This is a genomic window from Streptomyces sp. NPDC046862, from assembly GCF_040704615.1.
Taxonomy (GTDB): domain Bacteria; phylum Actinomycetota; class Actinomycetes; order Streptomycetales; family Streptomycetaceae; genus Streptomyces.
In genome coordinates this window covers 1-12863 of the sequence record NZ_JBEYXP010000025.1, presented here as the reverse complement: position 1 = coordinate 12863, position 12863 = coordinate 1, and the positions used below count along the sequence as shown (strand labels likewise).

10 protein-coding genes and 1 rRNA gene are annotated in these 12863 nt (G+C 71.9%); 5 read left to right on the top strand and 6 right to left on the bottom strand.

What is annotated here, in order from left to right; translation table 11 throughout:
• Nucleotides 1-92: 92 nt before the first annotated feature.
• From AB0959_RS26485 to mtnA, 5 genes are all read right to left on the bottom strand, one after another.
• The gene (locus tag AB0959_RS26485) at nucleotides 93-962 is read right to left on the bottom strand and encodes a ComF family protein (RefSeq protein WP_366829052.1); all 870 of its coding nucleotides are present in this window, start codon (nucleotides 960-962) and stop codon (nucleotides 93-95) included.
• A 168-nt stretch (nucleotides 963-1130) separates the two neighbouring features.
• Nucleotides 1131-2969 (bottom strand): LpqB family beta-propeller domain-containing protein, encoded by a 1839-nt coding sequence (locus AB0959_RS26480; RefSeq protein WP_366829051.1) that lies wholly within the window; start codon nucleotides 2967-2969, stop codon nucleotides 1131-1133.
• The gene (gene mtrB / locus AB0959_RS26475) at nucleotides 2959-5067 is read right to left on the bottom strand and encodes an MtrAB system histidine kinase MtrB (RefSeq protein ID WP_366829050.1); all 2109 of its coding nucleotides are present in this window, start codon (nucleotides 5065-5067) and stop codon (nucleotides 2959-2961) included. Before mtrB ends, AB0959_RS26480 begins: the two co-directional genes overlap by 11 nt.
• Nucleotide 5068: 1 nt before the next feature.
• Nucleotides 5069-5758, bottom strand: a complete 690-nt coding sequence (gene mtrA, locus AB0959_RS26470; RefSeq protein WP_194238626.1) for a two-component system response regulator MtrA — start codon at nucleotides 5756-5758, stop codon at nucleotides 5069-5071.
• An 8-nt stretch (nucleotides 5759-5766) separates the two neighbouring features.
• A complete protein-coding gene (mtnA, locus tag AB0959_RS26465) occupies nucleotides 5767-6912 on the bottom strand; it encodes an S-methyl-5-thioribose-1-phosphate isomerase (protein WP_366829049.1) in 1146 nt (381 codons plus the stop codon).
• Nucleotides 6913-7052: 140 nt separating this feature from the next.
• Here mtnA and AB0959_RS26460 point away from each other — a divergent pair, with 140 nt between their 5' ends.
• Genes AB0959_RS26460 through AB0959_RS26440 form a run of 5 tightly spaced genes read left to right on the top strand, consistent with a single transcriptional unit; the run spans nucleotide 7053 to nucleotide 12669 of the window.
• Entirely contained in the window at nucleotides 7053-8411 is a 1359-nt protein-coding gene (locus AB0959_RS26460; RefSeq protein WP_366829048.1) for a hypothetical protein, read from the top strand.
• Between the two features lie 43 nt (nucleotides 8412-8454).
• Nucleotides 8455-9162 (top strand): DUF4129 domain-containing protein, encoded by a 708-nt coding sequence (locus tag AB0959_RS26455; protein WP_366829184.1) that lies wholly within the window; start codon nucleotides 8455-8457, stop codon nucleotides 9160-9162.
• Nucleotides 9159-10370: a DUF4350 domain-containing protein gene (locus tag AB0959_RS26450; protein ID WP_366829047.1), complete on the top strand. Its 1212-nt coding sequence runs from the start codon at nucleotides 9159-9161 to the stop codon at nucleotides 10368-10370. The genes AB0959_RS26455 and AB0959_RS26450 overlap by 4 nt, the downstream gene beginning before the upstream one ends.
• Complete coding sequence (locus AB0959_RS26445; protein ID WP_366829183.1) at nucleotides 10370-11359, top strand: MoxR family ATPase; 990 nt, start codon at nucleotides 10370-10372, stop codon at nucleotides 11357-11359. The genes AB0959_RS26450 and AB0959_RS26445 overlap by 1 nt, the downstream gene beginning before the upstream one ends.
• Nucleotides 11359-12669, top strand: a complete 1311-nt coding sequence (locus AB0959_RS26440) for a DUF58 domain-containing protein (protein ID WP_366829046.1) — start codon at nucleotides 11359-11361, stop codon at nucleotides 12667-12669. The genes AB0959_RS26445 and AB0959_RS26440 overlap by 1 nt, the downstream gene beginning before the upstream one ends.
• A 99-nt stretch (nucleotides 12670-12768) precedes the next feature.
• Here the strand turns inward: AB0959_RS26440 and rrf are convergent.
• Nucleotides 12769-12863, bottom strand: a 5S ribosomal RNA gene (gene rrf / locus AB0959_RS26435); the annotation flags it as partial.

Here is a 12863-nt window from a genome sequence, read left to right as displayed (position 1 = left end):
GATGTCGTCACCCTCTACTGCGACGTACCTCCGTTCAGGTGATTTGACCCTCTTGTTACCTGCAACGACGCAAGTTCTCTCTCAGTTCCGGTTTATTGGAAAGATTCAGGTGAGGCAGCGACCACCGCCGCACGGATCATGTATCCGGCACCGTTCTCAGCCGCCTTTCCCGGTACTGCTCGGCTACGGTCCATCACCTCCCCGGGAGCCGACCGCACCGACCTCACTCCGGTCGCCGCGGTCGCACCCGCGATCCGTCTCGCTCTTACTTCCCCTGTCACGCCGCCGTACACAGCCGTTTCCTCCAGCGCCTCCCGTACGGCACGCGCCGCTTCCCTCAGCGAGGCGCCCGTCGTCATCAGGTCGTCCACGAGCACGACCCTGCCCCCTGCCAGCAACCGGCCTCCTCCGTCGGCCACCTCCAGGGCGCCCGCGAGGTTGTCCAGCCGCTGCCGCGCGGTGAGACCCGACTGGTCGGCCACGGCCCGGCGCTGCCTCAGCACGCCGACCACCCGGGACGGCGTCCCCGTGCGCCGCAGCTCCCGGGCGGCGGCGAGCGCGATCCGCCGCGCCGGGTCGTGCCCACGTGCCCTCACGGCCCAGCGTGCCGACGGCACGGGAACGAGCAGCACGCACTCCCGCACGCCTGTCGTCTCGCGCAGCCCCTGCTGTTGGAGCCCCGCCCGTACGGCCCCTGCCAAGGCCGCGCCGAGAGGTGACGCGAGCGTCAGCGCGCCCCGCTCCTTGTGGGCGAGGAGCGCCGCCCGTACCTCGTCCTCGTACCGGGCCGCCGCGTGCACCACGGGCAGCCCGGGCGGCTCCGGCACGGGTCGCACCCGGCGCGGTGCGGCCCCGCTCAGGGCGGCACGGCACTCCCGGCAGAGCACCGTGCGAGACATCCCGCAGCCTCCGCACTCGGCCGGCAGCACCAGATCGGTGAGGTCCTGCCACCACCCCCGCATGCCCACCACTGTGCCAACGTCGGCGGGACCCGGCCACCCCTGTGGACAACCGCCTGTGGACAACTCGCGGCAACGGCCCACGGCCGTCCCCCACACGAGCGACAGCCCCCTGTGCACGCCCGCGCGCGCGGACGCTCGCCGCTCCCCGGATACCTGTCCCGGATACCGCTATCCCGGATAAACCGGCGCCGACCCCTCGCTGACCACCTTCTGCCACTGCGAACCGGACGACAGCCGTACGATCCCGTCCTCCGAATGCGCCACCAGCGGCAGCCGCTCGTCCTCGGACGCGGCGATCTCCTTCACCCCGGTGAGCGACGCGGGCTGCGGACCGTCCGGCATGGAACCGTCCACCTGCACGTACCGCATCTGCTGCACACCGCGCGACTCACGCCCGACCACCACGAGCCGGCTGTCCCCGGCCCACGACATGGCCTTGACCTCCTCCAACTGCGGCGTGGCCGAACGCAGCGCGACGATCGACACGGACGGGTCACCACTGGAGTCGGAGTCCCGCTCGATCCGCCCTATGTACAGGGCCTGCTTGTTCTCCTTCTCCACGATCAGCGCGATCCGTACGCCGTCCGCGGCCACCCTCACCGCGTCGATGCGCCCGTCGAGCCCCGGTGTCGCGGCCTCCACGGGCTCGCCCGCACCGTCCCGCAGCATCAGCAGCCGCGGCTTCTTCGGATTGCGGTCGGCGACCCACAGATCGCCCCGCCCGTCCCAGCTGGGTGTCGTCAGCCGGTCCTTGTCGGTGGGGCCCTCGCTGCGCACCACCGGGTCGCCGAGCGAACCGCCCGACGCGAGCGACCCGACGTACAACGCGCTGCCGTCCTTCGACACACCCGCCGCCCGGTCCTCGTCGCGTGCCACGGCGGCCGACCGGAGCTGGGTGTCGCCGGTGCCCAGGGCGCCGGGCACGCGCTCGGGGTCCCGGCCCGCACCGCTTCCGAGCATCCGGACGAGCCGGCCCTCGCCGTCGATGAAGTACTCGTACTCCGCCGGCCTGCCCACGCCGCGCGAGGCGACGCTTTCGGCCCCACCCTCGTCGAGCACGCACAGCTGCGTACCGTCCGACCGCTGCAGCTCCACCTCGTCCACACCCGTGGGCATCAGGTCCTGGAGCGTGAACAGCAGCTGCGCCGCCATCTCGTCGCACTTGCCGCGCCCGACATGGTCGGCCTTGCCGTTCAGCGGCACGACCAGCTTGTTCTTGTCGTCGGGCGTGAGCGACCTGACGCCCTTCTTCAGAGCGGTGCCCGAGGGGAAACTCGTCCGCGCCACCGGATTGAGCCAGCGGGTCGGACCCTTCAGAAGCGCCCGGACCATCTGCGTCACCGGGTCCACCTCCCGGCGCACGTAGACCGGATCGGCCACGGTACCCAGCAGGCCGGACTGCGCGAACGAGGTGAAGTAGTACTTGTTCACGGACACGTAGGTGCGCTGGAAGTCCGACTTGCCCATCACCACACCCGGCGGCAGCCGGTCGATGCGCCACTGCTTGGTGCCCTTGGAGTCCTTCACCTGAGTCAGGTGCACGGTCTCGTTGTAGGTCTCGTCGGCGGGTTCGTACGCGTGCTGCGCGTCCACCCGTGCGACCTCACGGCCGGTCAGCCGGTAGAGGAAGTCACCGTCGTTCTCCCTCGTCCCCGACGGCTCGACCAGGGCACTCGGCCCCTCCGCGAGAACCGTCGTGGAGTCGCTCGGACGCCAGTCGGAGAGCGCCTTGCCGGCCAGGTACATACGGGCCGTCTCATAGTTCGGGTCGTCGCTGGTGAGGGCCTCCAGGAAGCCCAGCACGATCTCCGAGGGCCGGGCGTCCTCACGCGGCGGCAGCGCGTAGACCCGTACCTGCGCGTCCTGTCGTGGCGTGGACTCGACACCGCGCAGATCCCCGTTGTCCGGCATCGAGGCACACCCGGACAGCAGTACGGCACCGCAGCCGATGTACGCCCCCACGCGCATCCCACGCCGACGGCCGCGCCCCTCGCGGTCAACGCCCACGGAATGCCTCCCCCTGCTCGTACTCCTCCGCGCCGCCCTGCGACGGCTGTTCCCCGGCGTCCCGCGCTTCGGTGTCGCCGGCTTCGGCATCCCCCGTTTCGGTGTCCCCCACGTCGCCGTCCGCCGGACGGCCCGCGGCCCTGGTGGGACGGGGCACGACCCGCGCCCCGTCCCCCGGCAGCGCCGTCGGGTCCACCGTGGGCGTCGTCCCGGCCGACCGCATCCCTATGGGCGCCCTCACCTGCACGTTCTCTCCGGACGCCTGCAACGGGACCGTGGCGAGCTTGCTGCTGCCGCCGAGGGACAGACCGGCCTCGTCGAGTCCCCGGTTGCGCCGCGAGTCCTTGGGTTCGAGGGGTATCGGTGATCCGCGCAGCGGCTCGTCCGCGGTCCGCGGCAGCGTCAGCCGGAACTGCGAACCGCCGCCCGGCTCGCCCCACGCCTGCAGCCAGCCACCGTGCAGCCGCGCGTCCTCCAGGGCGATGGACAGCCCCAGACCCGTACCACCGGTGGTACGCGCGCGTGCCGGGTCCGCCCGCCAGAAGCGGCTGAACACCCGCGTCGCCTCGCCAGGCTTGAGCCCTACTCCGTAGTCGCGCACGGCGACCGCCACCGCGCCGCCCGCCGAGGCCAACTTGACCACGACGTCCCTGCCGTCACCGTGCTCCACGGCGTTCACGACGAGGTTGCGCAGCACCCGCTCCACGCGCCGGGCGTCGGCCTCGGCCACGATGGGCTGCTGGTCGCCGACGACCCGTATCCGCGTGCCCTTGCGCTCGGCGAGCGGCTCCGCCCCGCTGACCACCCGCCTCACGACCTCCCTGAGATCGATCGGCTCGGCCTCCAGGGCCGCCGCGCCCGCGTCGAACCGGCTGATCTCCAGCAGGTCCGCGAGCAGCGACTCGAACCGGTCCAGCTGGTCGGCGAGCAGCTCCGCCGACCGCGCGGTCACCGGATCGAAGTCGACGCGCGCCTCATGGATGACGTCGGCGGCCATACGGACCGTCGTCAGCGGGGTGCGCAGCTCGTGCGACACGTCGGAGACGAACCGCCGCTGCATCCGCGACAGGTCCTCCAACTGCTGGATCTTCAGCTGTAGGTTCTGCGCCATCTTGTTGAAGGCCTCACCGAGCCGCGCGATGTCGTCCTCACCGGTGACCTTCATACGTTCCTGAAGGCGCCCCGCCGACAGCCGCTCGGCGATCCCGGCCGCCATCCGTACCGGCGTGACCACCTGGCGCACCACGAGCCAGGCGATGGCCCCGAGGAGTACGACGACGAACAGTCCCGCCGTCGCCAGCGTCCCCTTGACCAGGCTCAGCGACTTCTCCTCCTGGCTGAGCGGGAAGAGGTAGTACAGCTCGTAGGGGTTGCCGTACGGGTCGTTGACCTGCTTGCCGATGACCAGCGCGGGCTGCGACTCCTTGCCGGTGGCGGCCTCGTAGACGATGCGCGTGTAGCTCTGTGCCGCACCCGCGCCGTCGTCCACACGATCGCGCAGGTCCTCGGGCACGCTGAGGGTCGGCTCCACCCCGCCGGAGGCGCGGGGCCCGAAACCGCGGGTGTCACCGGCTCCGCTGCTGCTGAGCATCACGACGTCGAACGCGCCCTGGCCGCCGCTGGAGAGCGACTCCGAGAGGTTGCTCATCCATTCGCCGACGTTCTTCACCGAGTCGCCGTCCGGGTCCGGGCTGTCGTTCCCGGCCACGGTCGCCGCGCTGTCGGCCTTCTGCCCGGCGGCCGTGAAGCCGCCCGTCGCCTGGCTCTGCGACGCCTTCACCTTGGCGTCCAGCAGCCCGTTGCGCACCTGTCCGATGACCACGAAGCCCAGCAGCAGGACCACACCGAGCGACATCAGCAGGGTCGTCGCGACCACCCTGAGCTGGATGTTGCGCCGCCACAGCCGCATCACCGGCAACAGCGGACGGCGCACCCAGCGCATGAACAGCCGCAGAACCGGGCTGCCGTGGATTCCCCCCTGCAGCAGCCCGCCGTCGAGAAGGCGCCCCCAGCCGGCCCCCGCCGTCCTCCGGCCGACAGGCCGCCCCGCGCGGGTCCCCGGTTGGCCGGGCGCCGAAGCGGCACTGTCTCCGCTCATCTCAGCTCGGCCCCGCCTTGTACCCGACGCCCCGGACGGTCACCACGATCTCCGGCCGCTCCGGGTCCCTCTCGACCTTGGACCGCAGCCGCTGCACATGGACGTTGACCAGACGGGTGTCCGCCGCGTGACGGTAGCCCCAGACCTGCTCCAGCAGGACCTCGCGCGTGAACACCTGCCACGGCTTGCGCGCCAGCGCCACCAGCAGGTCGAACTCCAGCGGCGTCAGCGCGATCGACTGCCCGTCCCGCTTCACGGAGTGACCGGCCACGTCGATGACGAGATCACCTATGGCGAGCTGCTCCGGCGCCGGCTCCTCCGACCTCCGCAGCCGCGCCCGGATACGGGCCACGAGCTCCTTCGGCTTGAACGGCTTCACGATGTAGTCATCGGCACCGGACTCCAGGCCGACCACCACGTCCACGGTGTCGCTCTTGGCCGTGAGCATCACGATCGGCACCCCGGACTCGGCCCTGATCAGGCGGCACACCTCGATGCCGTCCCGGCCGGGCAGCATCAGGTCGAGCAGCACCAGATCGGGCTTGCTCTCCCGGAAAGCGGCCAGCGCCTTGTCGCCGTCGGCTACGAAAGACGGCTCAAAACCTTCACCACGCAACACGATGCCGAGCATCTCGGCCAGTGCGGTGTCGTCGTCGACGACAAGGACTCGTCCCTTCATGAATGACATCATCCCATTAACTAAGTCGTTACCTGGCGTGTCCTGTCACACAGCTCGGCAAGTGCCTCGGCCGTCACGGGCGACACAGCGCCCTCCTCGGTGACGATCGCCGTCACCAGCTCCGACGGTGTCACGTCGAACGCCGGGTTGTACGCCTGGGTTCCCAGGGGTGCCACCGGAATCCCACCGCCCGCCTCCGCTCCCGCCACCGGCACCTGGGGCGCCGCGATCTCCGTCACCTCGTACCCGGCCCGCTGTTCCACCTCGATGGACGCACCATCAGGGGTGTCCGGATCCACCGTCGTCACCGGCGCCACCACGATGAACGGCACATGGTGGTACCGGGCCAGCACCGCGAGCGGATACGTCCCCACCTTGTTCGCCACCGAGCCGTCGGCCGCGATCCGGTCGGCCCCCACCAGCACCGCGTCCACTTCCCCCGCCGCGAACAGCGAACCCGCCGCATTGTCCGTGAGCAAGGTGTACGCCATCCCGCTGCGCGCCGCCTCGTACGCCGTCAGACGGGCACCCTGCAGCAACGGCCGCGTCTCGTCCACCCACAGCCTGCGCAGCCGCCGCTCCCGGTGTGCCGCGAGGGCCACCGCGAACGCCGTGCCCTCCCCGCCCGACACCAGCGAACCGGTGTTGCAGTGCGTGAGCAGCCTGTGCCCGCCGGCCGGCAGCAACTCGTCGAGCAGCGCCAGCCCGTGCCCGGCCATGCGGGCACTCGCCTCGGCGTCCTCACGGTGCAGCGCCCGCGCCGCCGCGAGAGCCGCCTCGGCGCCCCGCTGCTGGTCCCCTCCCTCGGCGAGCGCGGCCAGGTACGCGTCCCGGGCCCTGCGCACGCCCACGGCGAGGTTCACCGCGGTGGGCCGAGCACCCGCGAGCCCTGCGGCCGCCTCCTCCACGTCGAACCCACGCGCGGCGGCGAGCGCGACGCCGTACGCCCCGGCGATGCCCAGCAGCGGCGCCCCGCGGACCGCGAGGGTACGGATCGCCTCCACCAGCGCGGGCGCGTCCGTGCACACCAGCTCGACCTCCTCGGCCGGCAGCCGTGTCTGGTCGAGAAGGACCAGGACGGGCCCTTCCGGTGGCTCGTCCCAACGGATCGCGGGGATCTCCGTCGGCCGGTTGTCGTCGCTGGATTGCGCCTGCTGATCAGCCATCCGCCCAGTCTGCCCCCTACCCCGCTGACAATTGAAGGTGCACAGCCCATACCACCCCTGGTCACTTGACGGACGCCCCGTGGCACGATGGGCGCCAACCTGCCACCGCGACCGCGGACGGGCATCGTGAAGGAGCGACGATGAAAGACACTCCGGGCTGGGCCTCGCCCGGATCCGCCCCGTCGGACGGCCAGGAACCGGCCGGCTCCGGCGCTACCCAGCCCCCGGAGCAGCCGGACCAGGGTGGCGTGAACCCCTCCGAGCCGCCGTCGAAGTGGTCCAAGGAGCAGCCCCCGCCCGGCCAGTGGTCCGCTCCGAGCCCGCAGACCCCCGGCCAGGCTCCACCGCCCCCTCCGCCCGGCCCGGGCTGGGGCGGCGGGCAGCCCGGCGGCCCCGGTGGCCCTGGCCAGGGCGGCCAGGGCGGCCCCGGAGGCTACGGCGGATGGGGCCCGCCCGGATACGGCGGCCCCGGCGGCTGGGGCGGAGCGTGGGGCGGTCCCCCGCCCGCCGCCAAACCCGGCGTGATCCCCCTGCGCCCACTCGGCGTCGGCGAGATCCTCGACGGCGCGGTCTCCACCATGCGCACCTACTGGCGCACGGTCCTCGGCATCTCGCTGACCGTCGCCGTCGTCACGGAGATCGCGGTCATCCTGCTCCAGGGCCTCGTCCTCAACGACGCCGCCGGCACCGAGGCCCTCAACGACCCCAGCGCCTCCCTCGACGAACTGACCCGGGCCCTGGGCACCACCATGCTCAGCTCGGCCGTCGTCCTGCTCATCAGCCTGCTCGGCACCATCGTGGCCACGGCCCTGCTCACCTCCGTGACCAGCCGCGCGGTGCTCGGCAAGCCGGTGACCACGGCGGAGGCCTGGCGCGAGGCCCGGCCCCGGCTGGCCAGGCTGTTCGGCCTGACCCTCCTGCTGCCCCTCATCGCCCTCACCATCATCACCGTCGGCATCCTGCCCGGAATCCTCGTGATCGCCGGGGGCGGAGGCGGAGGAGGCGCCGCGCTCGCCGCGCTCGGCGGCATCGGCGGCGGCGCCGTCGCCGTGTGGCTGACGATCCGCTTCTCGCTCGCCTCCCCCGCGCTGATGCTGGAGAAGCAGGGCGTCCTGAAGTCGATGAACCGCTCCGCGAAGCTGGTGCGCGGCTCCTGGTGGCGGGTCTTCGGCATCCAGCTGCTCGCCGCGCTCATCGCCAACATCCTCGCGTCGATCATCGTGATCCCGTTCGCCTTCATCGCCGCCGCACTCAGCGGAGACGGCCTCTCCGGCTTCCTCAACACCAGCACCGGGGAGGTCGGCTGGACGTTCCTCGTCATCAGCGGGATCGGCTCGGTGATCGGGTCCACGCTCACGTTCCCCATCACCGCGGGTGTCACCGTGCTCCTCTACATCGACCAGCGCATCCGCCGCGAGGCCCTCGACCTCGACCTGGCCCGCGCCGCCGGCATCCAGGGATACGACACTCAAGCACCCGGCACGACTCCGGGGAGCTGACGGCGTGACGGGGGGAGTTCCCACAGCGGTCCTGGCGCTGCCGATGTCCGACGACGCACCACCGCTCACCACACCGCGTGACCCCGCCCGCGAGGCGGCCAGGCGGGAGCTGTCCAAGCGGATGTACCACGAGAACGACCCCAGTTGGTTCCAGCGCGCCCTGGACCGTTTCTGGGAATGGCTCGACACGCTGTTCAACGCCGCGTCCGCCGCCACCCCAGGCGGCGCACTCGGCCTCGTCGTCATCGTCCTGGTGGTCCTCGCGCTCCTCGGCGCACTGTGGTGGCGCCTGGGCACCCCCCACCGCACGCCCACGACGTCCGCCGCGCTCTTCGACGACCGCCCCCGCAGCGCCGCCGAGCACCGCGCCACCGCCGAGGCGCACGCCGCCCAGGGCCACTGGAACCAGGCCGTCCAGGAACGCATGCGCGCCGTCGTACGCTCCCTCGAGGAACGCGCCCTGCTCGACGTACGCCCCGGCCGCACCGCCGACGAGGCCGCCTCCGAAGCGGGCCGCACGCTCCCCGCCCACGCGGAACGGCTGCGCACGGCCTCCCGCGACTTCGACGACGTCACATACGGTGGCAGGTCGGCGGACGACGGAACGTACCGCCGCCTCGCCGCCCTCGACGACGAGCTGGAGCGCACCAAGCCCGTGCTGACCAACAGCGCCCACAGCACGGCCAGTACGACCGACACAGCCGGCGTGAGCGACACGGCCGGCAGCGCACGCCGGGGAGCCGCCGAATGACCACCGAGGTCACGCCCCCGGACACCGCGCCCTCCACCTCGGCCTCGCCCACCGTCCGCCACGTGTGGACCCGCTCGCGCGGCGTCGTGCTCGCGCTGGTCCTCCTCATGGCGGCGGCCGTCGTGATCGCCTCGGTCCGCTCCACCTCCCAGCACGGCATGCTCGACCCGCGCTCGGCCGACCCCAACGGCAGCCGCGCGATCGCCGAACTCCTCGACGACCGAGGCGTGTCCACGCGTCTGGTCACGACCCTCGACGAGGCCCGCGCCGCCACCGGCTCCGGCACCACCCTCCTGGTCGCCGTCCCCGACCTGCTGACGGACCGCCAACAGACCGAGCTCCGCACGGCGACCCGGACCTCCGGCGGCCGCACGGTCCTGCTCGCCCCCGACTCTCCCTCCATCGGCACCCTCGCCCCCGGTGTGCGCGCCGACCGGGCACGCAGCCCCCACTCGACGCTCACCCCCCAGTGCGACCTGCCGGCAGCCCGCAGCGCGGGCACCGCCGACACGGGAGGCATCCGCTACCGCACGACCGACCCGGACGCCGACACCTGCTACCCCAGCGACGGTCTGCCCAGCCTGGTGCGCCTGCCGGCACCCGAAGGAGGCGGCGACACCATCGTGCTCGGCGCCCGCAGCATCTTCTTCAACGACCGTCTCGACGAGCGCGGAAACGCCTCGCTCGCCCTCCAACTCCTCGGCTCGCGCCCCCATCTGGTCTGGTACCTCCCTTCGCTGTCCGACGACGCCCTCACCGAGAACGGCGAGCGCGGCTTCCTCGACCTGCTCCCCTCGGGCTGGCTCTGGGGCACGCTCCAGCTCTTCGTCGCCGGCGCCCTGGCCGCCCTCTGGAGGGCACGCCGGCTCGGCCCCCTCGTACCCGAACGTCTCCCCGTCGCGATCCGCGCCTCCGAAACCGTCGAAGGCCGCGCCCGCCTCTACCGCAAGGCCAACGCCCGCGACCGCGCGTCCGCGGCCCTGCGCTCCACCACCCGCACCCGCCTCGCCCTCCTCGTAGGCATCCCCCTCGCCCAGGCGCACGCACCCGAGGCCCTGCTCCCCGCCCTGTCCACCCACCTCGACAACCACGCGGACGGACAGGCCCTGCACGCCCTCCTCTTCGGCCCACCACCCGGCGACGACGCAAGCCTGACCGCCCTCGCCGACCAACTCGACGCCCTCGAAAGAGAGGTACGCCGTCCATGATGGACCCGACCACTGACAACGCCGGGTACGCCGGGGACCCGGGCGCCGCCCGCTCCTCCCTGGAAGCCCTGCGCGCCGAGATCGCCAAGGCCGTGGTCGGCCAGGATCCCGCGGTGACCGGCCTCGTCGTCGCCCTCCTCTGCCGCGGCCACGTCCTCCTCGAAGGAGTCCCCGGCGTCGCCAAGACACTCCTCGTCCGCGCCCTGGCGTCCGCCCTCGAACTCGACACCAAGCGCGTCCAGTTCACCCCCGACCTGATGCCGAGCGACGTCACCGGATCCCTCGTCTACGACACCCGCTCCGCCGAGTTCTCCTTCCAGCCCGGCCCGGTCTTCACCAACCTGCTCCTCGCCGACGAGATCAACCGCACCCCCCCGAAGACCCAGTCCTCCCTGCTGGAAGCCATGGAGGAACGCCAGGTCACCGTCGACGGCACCCCGCGCCCTCTCCCGGACCCGTTCCTCGTCGCCGCCACCCAGAACCCCGTCGAGTACGAGGGCACGTACCCGCTCCCCGAGGCCCAGCTGGACCGTTTCCTCCTCAAGCTCACCATCCCGCTCCCCTCCCGCCAGGACGAGATCAACGTTCTCACCCGTCATGCGGAGGGCTTCAACCCGCGCGACCTGCGCGCCGCCGGCGTACGCCCCGTAGCGAACGCGGCAGACCTGGAAGCCGCCCGCGCCTCGGTCGCCAAGACCACGGTCTCCCCCGAGATCACCGCCTACGTCGTGGACATCTGCCGCGCCACCCGCGAATCCCCGTCCCTCACCCTCGGCGTCTCCCCACGCGGCGCCACGGCCCTCCTGGCGACCGCCCGTGCCTGGGCCTGGCTGACGGGCCGCGACTACGTCATCCCCGACGACGTCAAGGCCCTCGCCCTCCCGACCCTCCGCCACCGTGTCCAACTCCGCCCTGAGGCCGAAATGGAGGGCGTGACGGCCGACTCGGTCATCAACGCGATCCTCACCCACGTCCCCGTCCCCCGCTGATGGCACTCACCGGACGCGCCGCACTCCTCGCGGCCCTCGGCTCCCTCCCCGTCGGCATCTGGGAACCCAGTTGGACGGGCATCCTCGCCGTGAACGTCCCCCTGGCCCTGGCCTGCGCCTGCGACTTCGCTCTCGCCGCGCCCGTACGCCGCCTCGGCCTGACCCGCTCCGGCGACACCTCGGCGCGCCTGGGCGAAACGGCGGACGTCACCCTCACCGTGGCCAACCCGTCCAACCGCCCACTACGCGCCCACCTCCGCGACGCCTGGCCTCCGAGCAGCTGGCAACCCGGCACCGAGGTGGCCGCCTCCCGCCATCGCCTGACAATCCCCCCGGGCGAACGCCGACGCGTCACCACCCGCCTGCGCCCCACCCGCCGCGGCGACCGCCAGGCAGACCTCGTCACCATCCGCTCGTACGGGCCTCTCGGCCTGTTCGCCCGCCAGGGCAGCCACAAGGTCCCCTGGACGGTACGGGTCCTGCCTCCGTTCACCAGCCGCAAGCACCTGCCGTCCAAGCTGGCCCGCCTACGCGAACTCGACGGCCGCACGAGCGTGCTGACCCGAGGCGAGGGCACGGAGTTCGACAGCCTCCGCGAATACGTTCCCGGTGACGACACCCGCTCCATCGACTGGCGCGCCACCGCACGTCAGTCCGCGGTCGCCGTCCGCACCTGGCGTCCCGAACGCGACCGCCACATCCTGCTGGTCCTGGATACCGGCAGGACCTCCGCGGGACGTGTGGGCGACGCTCCGCGTCTGGACGCCTCCCTGGACGCGGCCCTGCTCCTGGCCGCCCTCGCGTCCCGAGCCGGCGACCGCGTGGACCTCCTGGCGTACGACCGTCGCGTACGCGCCCTCGTCCAGGGCCGCACGGCAGGAGACGTCCTCCCGTCCCTGGTCAACGCGATGGCCACGTTGGAACCCGAACTCATCGAAACCAACGCCCGCGGCCTCACGGCCACCGCACTGCGTACAGCACCGCGCCGCGCCCTGATCGTGCTTCTGACGAGCCTGGACGCGGCCCCTGTCGAAGAAGGCCTGCTTCCCGTACTCCCTCAACTCACTCGGCGCCATACGGTCCTCGTGGCATCAGTGGCGGATCCGCACGTCGCCGGCATGGCCAAAGCACGCGGAAATCCAGATGCCGTCTACGAAGCCGCTGCCGCGGCCCAGGCCCAGTCAGAACGGCACCGGACAGCCGAACAGCTGCGCCGTCACGGAGTTACGGTCGTTGATACGACCCCGGACGACCTGGCACCGGCGCTGGCCGACGCCTACCTGGCCTTGAAAGCGGCGGGACGTCTGTGAGGAGTGTTTCCCAGGGGCAGACTCCTCTGGGAAACAAAAACCCTTCCCTGAACGCAGAAAACCCCCGCACCGTGAGGTGCGGGGGTTTTCCCAATAATCGTTCGGCGGTGTCCTACTCTCCCACAGGGTCCCCCCTGCAGTACCATCGGCGCTGTAAGGCTTAGCTTCCGGGTTCGGAATGTAACCGGGCGTTT